Source organism: Streptomyces sp. NPDC002958 (genome assembly GCF_055563255.1).
The window spans coordinates 1-14357 of sequence record NZ_JBVHDS010000024.1; the positions used below are offsets into that span (position 1 = coordinate 1).

General features: G+C 70.8%; 15 protein-coding genes and 2 pseudogenes. 4 read left to right on the forward strand and 13 right to left on the reverse strand.

All coding sequences use genetic code 11. The features are described from left to right. Window positions 1–94 precede the first annotated feature (94 nt). Both ACZ3IC_RS28070 and ACZ3IC_RS28075 read left to right on the forward strand, forming a co-directional pair. Window positions 95–1487: pseudogene (locus ACZ3IC_RS28070) on the forward strand (IS1380 family transposase). A gap of 250 nt (window positions 1488–1737) precedes the next feature. Further along, the gene (locus tag ACZ3IC_RS28075; RefSeq protein WP_467420555.1) at window positions 1738–1992 is read left to right on the forward strand and encodes a hypothetical protein; all 255 of its coding nucleotides are present in this window, start codon (window positions 1738–1740) and stop codon (window positions 1990–1992) included. Between the two features lie 41 nt (window positions 1993–2033). Here ACZ3IC_RS28075 and ACZ3IC_RS28080 read toward each other — a convergent pair whose 3' ends face one another. Further along, the gene (locus ACZ3IC_RS28080; protein WP_467420683.1) at window positions 2034–2705 is read right to left on the reverse strand and encodes an IS6 family transposase; all 672 of its coding nucleotides are present in this window, start codon (window positions 2703–2705) and stop codon (window positions 2034–2036) included. A gap of 115 nt (window positions 2706–2820) precedes the next feature. Between ACZ3IC_RS28080 and ACZ3IC_RS28085 the strand changes: the two are divergent. Further along, a pseudogene (locus ACZ3IC_RS28085) lies at window positions 2821–2913 on the forward strand (IS6 family transposase); the annotation flags it as partial. Between the two features lie 77 nt (window positions 2914–2990). Here ACZ3IC_RS28085 and ACZ3IC_RS28090 read toward each other — a convergent pair. The 9 genes from ACZ3IC_RS28090 to ACZ3IC_RS28130 form a co-directional block, all read right to left on the reverse strand. Next, window positions 2991–3710, reverse strand: coding sequence for an NADase-type glycan-binding domain-containing protein (locus tag ACZ3IC_RS28090; RefSeq protein WP_467420557.1), 720 nt, complete (start codon window positions 3708–3710; stop codon window positions 2991–2993). Window positions 3711–4137: 427 nt separating this feature from the next. Next, window positions 4138–4701 carry a phage tail protein I gene (locus tag ACZ3IC_RS28095; RefSeq protein WP_467420559.1) on the reverse strand — a complete coding sequence of 188 codons (564 nt, stop codon included), beginning with the start codon at window positions 4699–4701 and terminating at the stop codon, window positions 4138–4140. Further along, a complete protein-coding gene (locus ACZ3IC_RS28100) occupies window positions 4698–6659 on the reverse strand; it encodes a putative baseplate assembly protein (RefSeq protein ID WP_467420562.1) in 1962 nt (653 codons plus the stop codon). Before ACZ3IC_RS28100 ends, ACZ3IC_RS28095 begins: the two co-directional genes overlap by 4 nt. Next, a complete protein-coding gene (locus ACZ3IC_RS28105) occupies window positions 6659–7084 on the reverse strand; it encodes a GPW/gp25 family protein (protein ID WP_467420564.1) in 426 nt (141 codons plus the stop codon). The genes ACZ3IC_RS28100 and ACZ3IC_RS28105 overlap by 1 nt, the downstream gene beginning before the upstream one ends. After that, complete coding sequence (locus ACZ3IC_RS28110) at window positions 7081–7398, reverse strand: PAAR domain-containing protein (RefSeq protein ID WP_189544364.1); 318 nt, start codon at window positions 7396–7398, stop codon at window positions 7081–7083. Before ACZ3IC_RS28110 ends, ACZ3IC_RS28105 begins: the two co-directional genes overlap by 4 nt. Before the next feature lie 61 nt (window positions 7399–7459). Further along, window positions 7460–9226, reverse strand: coding sequence for a VgrG-related protein (locus ACZ3IC_RS28115; RefSeq protein WP_467420568.1), 1767 nt, complete (start codon window positions 9224–9226; stop codon window positions 7460–7462). Continuing rightward, a complete protein-coding gene (locus ACZ3IC_RS28120; RefSeq protein ID WP_467420570.1) occupies window positions 9223–9945 on the reverse strand; it encodes a CIS tube protein in 723 nt (240 codons plus the stop codon). The genes ACZ3IC_RS28115 and ACZ3IC_RS28120 overlap by 4 nt, the downstream gene beginning before the upstream one ends. A gap of 60 nt (window positions 9946–10005) precedes the next feature. After that, window positions 10006–10431, reverse strand: coding sequence for a phage tail protein (locus ACZ3IC_RS28125; protein ID WP_382951065.1), 426 nt, complete (start codon window positions 10429–10431; stop codon window positions 10006–10008). Between the two features lie 59 nt (window positions 10432–10490). After that, complete coding sequence (locus ACZ3IC_RS28130) at window positions 10491–11021, reverse strand: hypothetical protein (RefSeq protein WP_467420574.1); 531 nt, start codon at window positions 11019–11021, stop codon at window positions 10491–10493. A gap of 1222 nt (window positions 11022–12243) precedes the next feature. Here ACZ3IC_RS28130 and ACZ3IC_RS28135 point away from each other — a divergent pair. Continuing rightward, window positions 12244–13116 (forward strand): hypothetical protein, encoded by an 873-nt coding sequence (locus ACZ3IC_RS28135; protein WP_467420576.1) that lies wholly within the window; start codon window positions 12244–12246, stop codon window positions 13114–13116. 132 nt (window positions 13117–13248) lie between these two features. Here ACZ3IC_RS28135 and ACZ3IC_RS28140 read toward each other — a convergent pair whose 3' ends face one another. Genes ACZ3IC_RS28140 through ACZ3IC_RS28150 form a run of 3 tightly spaced genes read right to left on the reverse strand, consistent with a single transcriptional unit; the run spans window position 13249 to window position 14341 of the window. Next, entirely contained in the window at window positions 13249–13407 is a 159-nt protein-coding gene (locus ACZ3IC_RS28140) for a DUF6760 family protein (RefSeq protein ID WP_397888423.1), read from the reverse strand. Then, complete coding sequence (locus ACZ3IC_RS28145) at window positions 13404–13904, reverse strand: hypothetical protein (protein ID WP_467420578.1); 501 nt, start codon at window positions 13902–13904, stop codon at window positions 13404–13406. The genes ACZ3IC_RS28140 and ACZ3IC_RS28145 overlap by 4 nt, the downstream gene beginning before the upstream one ends. Continuing rightward, the gene (locus tag ACZ3IC_RS28150) at window positions 13901–14341 is read right to left on the reverse strand and encodes a phage tail protein (protein WP_114242518.1); all 441 of its coding nucleotides are present in this window, start codon (window positions 14339–14341) and stop codon (window positions 13901–13903) included. The genes ACZ3IC_RS28145 and ACZ3IC_RS28150 overlap by 4 nt, the downstream gene beginning before the upstream one ends. Between the last annotated feature and the right edge of the window lie 16 nt (window positions 14342–14357).

Consider the following 14357-nt stretch of genomic DNA (forward strand, 5'->3'; position numbering starts at 1 on the left):
GGATAACTCTTCTTGAAACGAGGAAGTGCCTCGTGACCTGCGATGATGGGAGTTCTTCAGGCTTCCAGCACGCACGATCAGCAAGGCACTTCCGATGCAAGTTTCCCATACGCCGGCGGCGGTCTCCGCTGTGTTCGATGATCCGAATCTGATCGCGCAGGTTGGGCTGGTCCCGGTGCTGCGGCTGGCCGAGCGGTGCGGGCTGTCGCGACTGGTGACGGAGAAGGTGAAGCTGACCGGGGCGAGGAACGAGGGCGGGTGCGGCGGCGGACGCCAAGGTCACCAGCATCGTCGCGGGCATGGCAGCGGGCGCGGACAGTATCGATGACCTGGCGATGTTGCGTCACGGGGCGATGCCGGCGGTGTTCGGAGGTATCCGCGCCCCGTCCACGCTGGGCACGTTCCTGCGTGCGTTCACCCACGGACACGCTCTGCAACTCCACGCCGTGCACCGCAGGTTCCTCGCCGCACTCGCCGCGCGCACCCCGATGCTGCCGGGCGCGGGTGAGGTGGCGTTCGTCGACGTCGACTCCACCCACAAACGCGTCTACGGACGTGCCAAGCAAGGCGCCGAGTACGGCCGGTTCAAGGGCATCCGCACCCTGCACCCGCTCCTCGCCACGGTCTGCACCCCCCAGTCGAGGCCGGTGATCGCCGGAGTGCGGATGCGACGTGGCAAAGCGGCAGACTCCCGGGGTGCCCCGAAATTCGTGAGCGAGGCCCTGGCCACCGCCGTCGAGGCCAGCTGCACCGGGACCCGTATCCTGCGGGCCGACTCGCAGTTCTACAACGCTGGTGTGATCGCCGCCTGCCGCCGGGCCGGCGCCCACTTCTCGATCACCACCGGGATGAACCCCTCCATCAAGCGGGCCGTCCTCGGCATCCCTGACGATGCCTGGCAGCAGATCAGTTACCCGACCGCGGTGCCCGATCCCGAGACCGGCGAACTCATCTCGGACGCCGAAGTCGCCGAACTACCCGAATACACCGCGTTCGCCAGCCGGAAGAAAGCAGACCGGGTCACCGCCCGGCTGATCGTGCGACGGGTCCGTGACCTGGCCAAACCGCCGGTTGTGGGCGAGCAGGGCGAGCTGTTTCCCGTCTGGCGCTACCACCCCTTCCTCACCGACCAGCCAGCCCCGACGCTCCAGGCCGAGCGGGAACACCGCCACCACGCCGTGATCGAGCAGGTCATCGCGGACAGCAAGGCCGGCGCCCTCGCCCATCTGCCGTCCGGGCACTTCCACGCCAACGCGGCCTGGCTCACCCTGTGGGCGATGACCTACAACCTGCTGCGGGCCGCCGGTTCCCTGACCTCCGCGTTCCATGCCAAGGCCACCACCGCCACCCTCCGGGCCCACCTGATCCACGTCCCGGCCCACATCGCCCGCTCCGCACGACGCATCACCCTGCACCTGCCCCACAACTGGCCCTGGCAGCAAGCCTGGACACACCTCTTCGACACCGTCCACGACCCACCCGGCTGACACGAACAGCCCCTGACCACCCCGCCCACCAGGGCTCAACCGGAACCGAAGAACGTGGAAAAGCTGGGCAGACCAGCAGATACCACCTGCCCACACCCAGCCACCCGCACAAAACCAACTCAACAACCGGGCAGCAGATCACCCTCAAACCGCCTCGGTAGATCAAGGTTTAGCGTCGTCTGAAAACCCCTTGCTCCCCGGTCCGCCTGCTTGGTGGGATGCAGGGGCTTCGAGGGCGGGAGGGGACGGCTTGGCGGTGTTCGGGTGTGCGGGCTGCGGTGCGGTCCTGACGGCGGCGGTGTCGGAGGTGGCGTTGCCGATCCACCTGGCCGACGCCCACTGGGAGACGCTGCACCCGCCACTGCTGGAGGCCGGGTCCTACGCCGTCGACCCCGCGCCGTACGGGCCGCCGTGGCGGCAGTGGGACGAGGTCAGGGCGCGCGAGGCGGCGGAGCGGGGGCGCTTCGCGCGGTGCTGTCACGTTGTGGAGCGTGTGAGTGCCTGACGGTGTGTCGGGGGTGGTGGGGCTGGGTTCCGGCTCCGGGCTCAGGCCGCGGCAGGCAGGGCGGTCGCGCCGGTGATCTGGTCCCAGATCGCGAAGCGGATGGTCATCTCGGCGCGGTAGTGGGCGGCGGTCATCAGGTGGCGGCGGGGTCTGAAGTGGGGTGAGATGCCGCTGAAGGCGGACAGGAATCTTTGTACGGCGCCGGCGGAGCGGAAGCCCTTCATCGCCCGTTCGCGCTGCCGGGTGGGCTGGTGCGAGTTCTCCGCCCGATTGTTCAGACCCTTGTGGGAACGGTGTTCGACGGAGGGCATCACCTCGCGGTGGGCCGCGCCGTAGGAACGGAGCTTGTCGGTGACCACCACACGCGGCACCGAGCAGATCTTCTTGAGCAGTGTGCGGAAGAAGCGTGGGGCCGCGGCCTTGTCCCGGCGGCCCTGGAGAAGGATGTCGAGCACGTTACCGTCGGCGTCGACGGCCCGCCACAGATACTTCTGCTCGCCGTTGATCTTCACGAAGACCTCGTCCAGGTGCCACTTGTCACCCGGCCGTGGCCGGCGTCGGCGCAGCTCATTCGCATAGATCTGGCCGAACTTTGCGCACCACCGCCGGATCGTCTCGTACGAAACGATCACGCCGCGCTCGAGCATCAGCTCCTCCACCTCACGGAATGACAGCGGGAAGCGGAAGTACAGCCACACGCAGCGGGAGATCATCTCGACCGGGTACCGGTGCCCCTTGTACGACGGCGGAGTACTGCCCACGGACAACCCCTCCCAGAATGACCAACCCGAAGATCATCCCACCCTGTCAGTCAACGTGACAGTGCCGATGACCGCATCCGAACACCGAGCCGAAATGACCATCCGCTTCACCATCTGGGAGCAGATCACCGGCGTCACCGGCCGACCTGCCGCGGCCTGAGCCCAGGTCGGCATCCGGCCCCACCACACCTCGACGCACCGTCAGACACCCACGCACCCAACAACGTGACAACGCCCTCAGGTGCGCTTGAAGAACTCGACCTCCCCGACCGCGATGGGACGCCCCTCGCGCTGGCCGGAGGCGGCCCGCAGCACGAGCCGGACGGAGACGACATCGCTGATGCCGGTCCGCACCGTCTGCGGGCCCGGCTTGTCGGTGAATGTCACCGCCTTCTCGCGGACCTCGCCGTCCGCCGTGGTGACGATCAGATCGGCCCGGGTGGGCCTGGCCCCCTGCCGGAACTCCTGGGTCTCCTTCGACACACCGGTGTGCACCACGACACCGACCAGCCGGAACGGCTTGTCGAAGACGCACGTCAGTGAGGAGCCGAGCTCGGGTGCCGCCCAGTACTTGTTGGTCAGTCCGTCGACGGCCGCGGTCGCCGGATGGCCGGGAGCCTGGGCGCTCGCGGTGACCTCGGCCGGGCTGATCTCCGCCGTTCCGCCGAGCTTGTCCCGCACGTCCTCGAAGAGATAGCGCCCGGCCGGCAGGAACAGGAAGCCCGCGAACAGTAGCCCGACGACCACCAGCCCCAGCAGGGTCCGCCGCAGCGCCCGGCCCGATCCGCCCCGCACCCGGCGGCGGAACGGCCACACCGTGCGCCACCACGGCAATGGCGCCGGCTGCTCCCGGGTGTGCAATGGTGCGGCGCAGCGTCGGCAGAACTGGCGTCCCGGCAGGTTCGGGGTGCCGCAGGCCGGGCATGGTGGCCCGTCCGGCTTCTCGTCCGTTGCCACGGGCCTCACGATGGGCCGCCGGGCGATGGGCTTGGCCGGCTGCACCGCGACCACGGGCGCGTCGGGTGCCGGTGGTTCAGGCCGTACGGGGGCGGGCTGCGCCGGTCCCGGGGGCGGCTCCGGGGCCGGTGCGGGCTCCTCGGGGGGCGGCCCGGCAGGTTCCGGTGTGCGGGACCGCGTCGGTTCCACCGGTGGCTCGGGGGGCGGGGAGGGCGGGGCCCCGGACGCAGGACCCGCGGTCTCCGGCGCGGTACCGGCCGCGGGAACGGCTGCGGGGTCTGCTGGTTCTGAGGGGCCGACAGGTTCCGGGGCGACGGGAGGATTTCGCGATGCCCGGGAGGACCAGCCCAGATAGGAACCGCAATTCCCGCAGAAGTCGTCGTCCTCGCCGTTGGCTGTACCGCACGCCGGACACGAGCGCATCGCGTCAGCCTCCTGTTTCGTCTGGCGGGCCCGGCAGGATCTCCACCCGGCATGTGAGATGTACGGGGCACGAGGCGGCGACGACGTCCAGGACGCGGCTCGCGTCCACCGGCCCCCCGCGCGCCGCCCAGACCCGCACCAGCAGTTCTCCGGTCGGAGCCGGAGGCAGCTCCGCGCCCGGCTCGGACGACCACGCGACGCCGCCGCCGTCCTGGATGTCGGCATGCATGCCGAAGCAGAGCCGGAGCTGTTCGATCAGGCCGCGGCGGGTGCCGCGCCACCGGTGCAGCTCGACGGCGCGGGCGACGACGGCCCGCCGCAGTTCCTCGGGCCACGCCGGGTCGATGTCGGCGCCCACCCAGGTCGACAGCCAGGGCAGGAAGTCGGCCGGGGCCAGCGACGGGTCGAAGTAGACCGGGAGGTTGTCCAGGGTGGACAGGACGGGCGCGAGGACGGTGTCGAGGCCCGCCGTGAACCGCTGGGCCAGGTCGTCGTCCGCGTACAGAGCGGGCAGCAGCCCGCCGATCGGATAGCGGCTGGCCAGTCCGGGTACCGCAGCCCTGGTCACGAGCCGTCACCGGCCCCGCTCGCGGTGACCACGACCTGATGCTGGTGCGAGAAGGTCAGGGCGCCCGGGGCGATGTCGATCCGCTCGACCGCAGCTCCGCGTCGGCCGGTGATCGGGTCCGCGGGGAACAGGCGAACCTCCTCCACCAGTCCCACTCCCCGAACGCCCTGGAGTACGGCGAAGACCTCGCCGTACTGCACCGGCCTGCCGAACGGCCACCCGGTCCCCTCCGCCCCGCCCCGCAGTGGGTCGATGTGGCGGAACAGCGCTGCGAGCGCCTCCGCGCGGACACGGTCCACGTCACCACCGGCCGCCACCAGGCCGGCGACCACGGTGACGCCCTGGTACGCGGGCGGTTCCACTATCAGCCGGGTGCCTACCAGCCGCCGTTCGTCGAGCCGCGCCGCGACCGCCGAGAGCACGGAGTCCGACGGGATCAGCTGCTCGAACCGCAGTTGCCCACTCTCGTCGGCGACCGCGTCGGGCACCACCAGGACCCGTACCGCACCGCCCTCGCCCGCAACGGCGGGCAGGCATCGGACCCTGCGCAGGGAAGGCGCGGCCTCGCGGGTGATGACCTCGTAGTCCTCGGCCGTGACCGCTCGCTCCTGCACCCGAAGGATGTTGGGAGCCCGGACCTTCGCGTTCTCCACGGTCTCGCCGTCGACCCCGCCCCGGGCCGCCTCGCGGTTGTCCACGCCCGCCACGTACGGCACCGAGCTGCGCAGCACACAGATGGCGCCCCGGGCGACGTTCCCGGCCGCCCCGCCGCCCGTCAGGTAGCGGGGGACCCGCAGCTGTGCGCCCTTCTCGGGCACTGCACCGTAGGCACGCATCGTCCCGTCCGGCTCGCGTACTTCCGGCGGGAACGCGAACTCGCCGGAGACGGCGTCGATCCGCACATGCCGGTCGTCGGGGGAGGAGGCGCCGAAGTGCTCCACGGCGGTCCAGATCTGCCAGCCCTCCGCGGAGGACACCTGGACGACCGGCGGCTCTCCGTCCAAAAGCAGCGGCGCCCTGCCCACGGAGAATCTCTGCCCGGCGACGCCTTCGGAGATGCCGAGCGGGACGTCGAGGACGGTCTCCGCGTGTTCGACGCCCGTGGTGCCGCCGACGGTGAACACCTCGGCCTCCCGGATCGTCGGCGACTCGGAATAGAACGGCTGGCCAGGTTCTGGCGCGGTGACCCGGCAGCGCAGCCACCCCGCCCGGGTCCCCGCGGCCACCGACGCCGTATGCCCGGCCGGGACGAACACGATCACCTCGCCGGGCCTGTTCAGCCCGCCGGTACTGTCGGTGCCGGTCTGGCACGTGACCCAGCGGGCACCGTCCCACGCCTCCCACACCAGCGGCGGCTGCCGCGGGTCGACACCCACGCCCTCCACGCGGCTGTCCAGACGTACGGCGACGATGCACCGTGGGACGGCGGTGGGCAGCCCGAACAGCAGGGCGTCACCGGGCTCCGGCCGGGACTGGAAGCACGGGATGTCCTTGCCCGCGCCGAGCGGTGCGGTGCGGTCGGTCTGTTCGCCCGACACCGGCGCGGTGACCAGCCGGACCAGCGAACTCGGCACGATCGGCAGGTCTTCGGAGGTCGAGAACACCACTGCCTCCTCGGCGTCGCCGCGTGAAGTGGCGACCTCCGTACCCGCCGGGAGCCGCACGGTCTCCGGCTGCGGCGCGGACAGCCAGAAGTCGACCTCCGCCCGTGCCACCGACGGCGGGAACAACGTGACGCCCAGCAGGTCGAGGAAGGCCGAGTAGTTCTTGTCCGGTACCCGGTTCAGCCGGTACAGCAGCTGGTCGACCATGTACGCGAACGTCTCGATGAGCGTGACCCCGGGGTCCGACACATTGTGGTCGGTCCACTCGGGAGAGCGCTGCTGTACATATCGCTTGGCCTCGTCGACGAGCTGCTGGAAGCGCCGGTCGTCCAGGTTGGGTGAGGGCAGGGCCATCAGCGCACTCCCACTTCTTCGGAGCCCTCGGAGGACGGGATGGTGTAGAAGGGGAAGACGAGGTTGCGCAGGTCGTTCGTGGCCCGCACGGTGTAGCGCACGTCGATGTACAAGGTGCCCTCCTCGACAGCGTCGAACGCGATCACCACATCGGTCACGTCGATGCGCGGCTCCCAGCGCTCCAGCGACGTACGGACCTCGTGCGCGATGCGCCCGGCGGTGGCGCCGTCACCGGGTGCGAAGACGTAGTCGTGGATGCCGCAGCCGAACTCCGGGCGCATCGGCCGCTCGCCCGGCGCCGTGCCGAGCACCAGCCCGATCGCCTCCTCGATCTCCCGGTCCCGCTCGACCATGCCGATGCCGCCCGTGGCGCCGACCCGCAGCGGGAAGCCCCAACCGCGTCCGATGAATCCGCCGCCGCTCACATCGGGCCCCCGATCAGTACGTTCAGCGCACCGCTGATGATGGGCGCGCCGCAGGTGGTGTTGTCCCGCATCCGGGCGGCGGGCAGCCCGCCGATCAGTACCTGACCGGTGACCGCGGCGGCCGGGTTGGGCATGATCACGTTTCCCGGCCCGAGCGCGGCGTGCGGGGGGACGACGCACACGTGCAGGCTCCCGGTGACGGCCGCGGGCCGGCCGCCGATCAGCACGGTGGCGACGGCCACCGCACCCGGGGGCGGGGTGCCGATGAGGCCGCCGTGGGCGGTGCTGTCGCCCGTGCGGGCTGCGGGGGGCATGGCCGGTGTTCTCCTTGCTGGGAAAGGGACTTCTGGAGGTATCGGACGGTTGGTGGGGTTGTCAGTTGATCCTGATGAGCTTGGCCTTGAGTACGCCGAGCAGTCCGCCGTCGATCGTGACCCCCGTCTTGCCGTTGACGGTCACCGAGCTGCCCTTGATGTTCACGTCGCCCGTTCCGGCGTCGAGTGTGATCCCGGACGCGGAGAGCGTCACGGAGCTCAGCGCCCGGGTGCCGCCGCGGGCGTACACCGTCAGCGCGATCTCGCTCCGCCGCTCGTCCAGGGTGACTTCGAGGCGTTTGTCGCCGGTGGCCAGCCGGACACCGGACGGTCCGCTCGGGGCGTCCAGCAGCTCCATCCGGTTGCCCGAACGGGACACCAGGGAACGGCGGTTGACCTTGCCGCTGGTCGGGTCGACCAGCGGAACGTCGTGGGGCGACGGCTTGTCGACCCCGTTGTAGAGGCCGCCCAGCACATACGGGCTGTCCAGCAGCCCCTGCTCGAATCCGACCAGCACCTCGTCGTTCACCTCGGGGCTGAACACCCCGCCGCCGCCCTGGCCGCCCCACTGCACGGTACGGACCCAGTCGGTCACATAGGTGTCGTCGAGCCAGGGGAACTTCAGCCGGACCCAGCCCCGTTCGGCCTTGCCCTCACGGATGTCGGTGACCACGCCGATCGCGAGACCCGGGATGCGCGGTCCGCGCGAGGGTGCGTTGGAGCCACTGCTCAGTCCCGCCAGCGAGCGGTCGGACGCCGCGCTCACCAACACGGTCGTACGGTAGCCGCCGTTCGGTTCGAGGACGTGGTGCGCGGCGGTCGCCGTGTAACGCCCCGCGAACGCGGGCCCGACGTTGCCGAGGGTCACCGGCTCGCCTGCCCGCAACTGGGGATTGCCCTCGGCGACCGCCTCGATCTCGCCGAACCCGGAACTCACCGAAGCGGCCACCGATCCGGCCACGGCCCTGGTCTCGGCCTGGGTCCGGTACGGGGTGTCGGTGACCGTCATCCGGGCGTTCGGGCCGAACGCCCCGGCCGCGAGCGATGGGCTCATCCCGGGGGACACCGTGTCACTGCGGATGGACTGCTCGCGGGCCACCAGTCGTGTTTTGGTGTCGACGTTCCAGCCGCGCACCTCCACACTGTCCGCCCCGTCGGCAGCGGTCAGCACGGCCCGCAGGGCCAGCAAATTGCGCCCGTACTCCAGGACCATCGGGTGCCGGGTGGCGGAAGTGGCGGGCGAGGGTGCCGACGCGGCGGGCTTCGGTTTCACGAACTGCAACAGGCCCTTGTCGTCCACCCGCACGTGCGCGCCGCTCTCGCCCGCGAGGTACTGGAGGAACTCCCAGTCCGAGACATTGGGCTGGGTCAGCTGCTTGTACGTGATGGGCGCGGCCTCGATCCTTCCGCAGGCCAGCCCGGCGCCCGCAGCGACCTTGCGGACGATGTCCGCGGTCTTCATGTTGCGGAAGGCCACCACCTTCCGTCCGCGCTGAAGCCGGTGGGCCTTCGAGAAGGCGCGCACGACCGTGAACGAACCAGTGGTGTCGCTGTCCAGCTCGACCGCCGTGACCTCACCGGTGAACAGCCGCTCGCGCACCCGCTCCTGCACGGTGACCACGGATATCTTCAGCGGGGTGCCGATGGTGAGACCGGTGGCGGTGAGCAGCTTGTGATCGGGGTCCCGGTACATCAGCACGGCGGTGTCCGGCAGACCGACGTTCTCGTCGACCACGCAGCTCACCAGTTGGGCGGCCCAAGCGGGTGGCAGTTCACCAGGGGCCTCGACGATCGGATCCGCGGCGAAGGAGCGGCCGGGGGCGGTCACCGGCCGCCCTCCGGAGCGTGATTTTCCAGTCCGGGTACGACCAGCTCCCTGCCGGGGATCAACTGCATCGGGTCGTCGATGTCGTTGGCGTCCGCGATCGTGCGCCACGCGGTGGCATCGCCGTACTCCCGCCAGGCGAGCAGCGGCAGGCTGTCACCGGCGACGACCCGGTGGGTACGACGTGCCTCCCGCGAGCCCGACGTGGGGTTCTGACCGGCCGGATCGACGCTTGCCTCCTCGATCGAAAGGGAGCAGGTGGCGCGCAGCGGCTTCCCGTCGACGTCGAACAGCGTGTACGAGACGGAGAGGTTGGACAGCACGCCGTCGAACGAGGTTGTCTTCGACGTGCCCCAGTCGAAGCGCACCCAGGGGCTGGCGGGCGTCTTGCGGGCCAGGCTGCTCGGGGTGGGAACACAGGCCAGCATCAGCTGCTCCACCGCCTTCTCCACCGAGTTGTCATGGGTGGCCGTGGCGTCCAGGAAGACCTCCAGGGACAGTGCCCGGGGCCCGCTGCCCACGAATTCGGGCAGCGCGGACTGCCCGGCCATCCGGGACGGAGTGCGCCGCCACTCGGTGCTCTTGCTCAGCGACAGCTTCGCGGGGTTGAACTGCAACGTGAGCCGGGCGAGACTCCCGCCCGGTTTGGCGCCGACGGTCGCCGGCGGTTCCATGATGGTCAGCTGGGCGCGAGCACGGCTCGTACGGACAGCGGGTGACATTGCGCTCCTCCTTCCCGATCTTCTCTGCTACCTGTACCTGTCAAGGAATATGACGATTCATCAGGAAGGCTCCAGGCCCTCGTGCGCGATCTCCAGCGTCTCGATCGCCGCCTGGGAGCTGGCGGGGTCGAAGGACGGACCCTGCCAGCGCACCGGTACGATGCCGTGCACCTGCCAGCTGATGATGCGGCTGAGGTCCGGACGGAGCGCGACGATCTCACCGTCCTTGGGCTCGACCCGCTGGATCGTCTCGTTCAGCCACCGCGCGATCTTGAGCGTGTCGGCGGTCACCGGGCGGGTCAGCGTGATGTTGGTCCAAGTGATCCGCCCCGGCAGCTGCCAGGTGAAACCGTTGTTGCCGCCCTCGGCGTAACTCTCCATCTCCACCTCGGCGCCCAGACCCGAGCAGGTGTGGAAGGCCCCCAGGTCGCTGCCACCGATGACGAGCTTGAAGAACACACTCGTTGCGAAGATGTTGTCCGTCATGTGCTTCTCTTTTTCTCTGCTGTTCACCAAGTGTCATGCCGTGCCAGGCGGACCCGCCGTCAGCGGCGACCGTCGTACAACCGTCCGGCACGCTCCCGACCTCTGCGCATGTCCGCGCGGATCAGCCGACTCACCGGATCGAGCAGACGGCGGGCCAGTTCCTCGATGTCCGCCCCCGTGACCCGGTTCGCGGGCGGAGCGTCTGCGGTGGCCGGGCCGGCTGATCCGGTCCTTTCCGACGGCTCGGCGGGCCTCACCGGGGCCGCCCTCACCGGAACTCCGGTGATTCCGGCTTCGGCCGCCGCGCGCTGAAGCGCCTGAGTTGTGGTCCCGGAACTGCCGGCTCCGGCGGCCGGAGCGGGTGCGCGTTGCGGAACCCGTACCGAAAGGCTCGGTGGTCCGGTGACCGGAGCACCGCCTCCGGCCGCCGGTCCGGTGGCGGTGGGACCGGCGGACTCGGGCACCACCGGCATCGCCATCCGCTGTACGGGTGCGGCGGCTGCTCCGGGCCGGTCCGGTGCGGGCGGATGCGGGCGCGCGACCGGTACCGACTGAGCGGCGGACCGCACGGACGGGGTGGAGGGGGCCACGGACGGGGTGGCAGGTGCGGGTCGTGGCGCAGGGGACAGCGGTCCGGGGCGGTGGGCGGGTCGTGGCTCCGCGGGCTCGGTGGGGCGGGTGCGCGTGCGCGGAGGTGCCTGCCGGGTTGCCGCACCCGATGACGTCCGGTGCTCCCCGGTCGTCGAACTCCCGATCCCCGGCGACGGCAAGCCGGACCCCGGCTGCTGTACATCACGACGCCAGGTGGCTGCCACGACCGGCCGGGTTGTGCCTGCTGTCGCCGGCGGCGCGGAAAAGCCCTCACCGGACCCGGTGCTCACCTTCAGAGCCCTGCCTGCGAGCAGGTTCCGCGACCGCGGGACGGCGGGCGACGGCTCCCCGGTGCCGGCGGCAAGACCGGATGCCCTTCCCTCCGCCCGCTCGGGGGCAATCCTTTGGATACGTACGGGAGCAGAGGGAGCAGAGGGGGAAGGAGGGGTGACGGGCGTGCTCGTAGGCGTACGCGTGGTTTGCACCGTGCGCTGGACAGCCCCAGGTTCCGGTGAGGACGCAGCGGGCGGAGCAGGCACGGAGGACGAGCGCACCGGCATCTCGGAAGGATTGTTCAGGGGCGTCGGCATCAGTGTGGGCTCAGCTGCTGCGGAAGGCGGGGGCACCGCGGGATTCCCCGCCGATGTCGTGCCCTGTCGCGGGCCCGTGGTTCCCGGCTGTGCCCGACGGCGGTCACCGAGTAGCGGAGCGTCGTTCCGGAGCCTGGCTGTCGACGGAAGCGAGGGGAGGGGGGTGCCGATCCCGCCACGGATACGAGCCTGTGAGCCGGCTCCGTGGGGCTGTGGCGACTTCGGCGACCGCGCAGGGACCGAAGGCTTCGACGGCTCGTGCCCGCTGGGGTGTTGCGTCCGTTCCCGCCCGGATACCGATGACTGTTCCGGAGCCGGAGCAGGTGCCGGAAGAGGTGCCGGTGCCGACTGTATCGGCAGGGGAAGCCGGGGCGTCCGGGGCGGCTTGGGGGTCCGAGCCTCCGGGGAAGGCTGCTGACGCACCGACGGCTTCGGTGCCTCGTGCGAAGGCGCGGTCACCGCGGGGGTTGCCGCGTCCGGTGCCTGGCGTTGGAGCACGGGCATACCCGCTGACTGTTGCCCTTCCGGGGCGGACGGTACGACCCCGCTCCGCGCTGCCGGGTCGGAGGGCACGACCCCGGTGGGCAGTTCCCGCAGGGGCTTGCCCAGGGCGGGGCGCACCGTCGCGGTGGTGGGACGGTCGGTGGTGCTGTCCGGTGTCGGTGCGGTTTCCGGCGGGGCAGCAAGAGCCGCTCGGCCGGAACCGTCCGGCGGGGCGGGCGCGGTCCGCTGCGACACGCCCTGCTGCACGGCGGTGGTGGTGGCGGTGGTGACGGGCGTGGCCGGTGCGGAGGCCGCGGCCGGCGGGATCCCGGCGATGTGCCGCAGTGCCATCGCCGGACGGCGGGCAACGATCAGGGGCGGGGCGGTCCGCCGCGGACGTACGGCGGCGGGCCGGGCCCGCTGGAGCGAATCCGGTGCCGGTGCGGTGTTCGCGGAATGCTGCGACGCCGGTGCGGCGGCCGGGCCCACAGCCGGTCCCGGACCCGCGACTGACGCCGTGCCCTTCGCCGGGGCCGCCCCTGCCCTGGCTTCCGGAGTGGTTGCGCCGTCCCCGCCGCTCTGCCGCCCCGGTGCCCGGCTCCCGGAGGAGCCGGGGGACGAGGAGCGAGGTGACGTCCTACCGCTCGACCGCTGGACGGTTGCGGCGGCCGGCTTCCCGCCGGCCCTGCCGCTGCCGATCGCGTTGCCCGCCGTGAGAGGTGTCAGGTCCGCCGCAGGCTCCGCCTCCCCGTCCGCACCGGTCCGGGCGGCACGCAGGAGCAGCGGTCCGCCGGGAGACGCGGAACGCCCGCCGCCCGGACGGGCGACGCCGTGGATGAGGCCCACCGGTGCGGACGGCAGTACGGCATGGCCGAGTTCGCCCGCGAACGTGAGGTTCTGCCACGAGGCGAGGCCGGACCTGAACCGCAGTCCGTCACTCACCCCGATCGAGGACCGGGCGACGGTCACCGTCGGCGGCGCGACCTGCCGCCAGCCGCCGTCCCAGCCACTGTCCCGCTGATCGACCCCGCTGTCGCTCCGGTCGGCTTCCAGTTCCGGACTGCGCCCGGTGACGGCTTCGGCCCCGCCCCGGGAGGACGTTCCGGGCTGCTGCCGGTCCTCTCGGCGGAACCAGTTTCCGAAACCCACACGATCACCCGCTCTCGTTGACGCGGGTGTTGATCCGCGCTATCTCCCGCACCCACTGCTGACGCTCGCCGTGGGTGAGGTCGAGAATGTCCTCTCGCTGCCAATGGAAGTGGTAGGCGACGTACGCGATCTCCTCCCGCAGTCGGGGAAGCGCGTACGTCACGATTCCCCCAGGCGCCCACCCGAGAGGTCCACCTCGAACGATCCGTGGCACAGCGGGCAGGTCACCGCGGCATGAGTGTGACCCTCACTGTTGATCCGGCGGTAGAAGTCCTGGAGGAACGCCACGTCCGTGGCGTACATTCGCTCGACGACCCCGGCGTGCACATCGGTGATGGTGCCGAGCTGGGTGATCACCTGGCTCAGCAGCACCACGGACAGGTACGCCGGGTTCTCCTTCACCCGCAGGTCGATCTGCGGGCGCAGCTCGTCCCGGGCCGTCGCGAGCCGCATCGAGCCGCGCCGGTGGACCTGGCCCTCGTCGTCGACGTAACCACGGGGGAGCTCGAAGTCGAACTCCGTGCGCAGCTCCTGCTGGTCGCGGTCACGGTCCCGGGCCAAAGACGGCGCGGGAGCCTCCTCGCGTGCGGCGGGCGGGGCGGATGCGAGGCCGTCGAGGAGTTCGTCGAGCCCGCCCGACGTAACGGTCCTGCGCCTCATTCGACCACGATCTCCTCGAAGGTGATGGTCACCGTCTCGGTGGCGGCACTGGACTCGCCGGCCTTCAGTGAGGGGCCCTCCCACTTGCTGGCCCACCCCTGCATCAGCTGGATGCGCCGGACCGTCTCACCCTTCGAGTCCTTGATCTCGATGGTCAGGTTCTGGCGCGCGGTGTCGACAGCCCCGTTGTTGAGCGTCTCCTTGATCCAGTTGGTGAACTCGCTGCTCTTGTCGAGTCCGCGAGTGATCGTCACCTCGCCCGCCTGACGGGCGCCGGGCTGCTTGCGGATGATCTGCTTGCCCTCGGCGGTCACCTGACGGACCTCGACGACTTCCTCCTCGACGGTCATGCCGCTGATCTCTTGGATCGACTCGACGAGATAGCCGCCGAGCTGCACGCCGAAGACGTGGGTGGAAAGAGCGTCGCCCTCTGCCATGACTTTGTGTCACCTG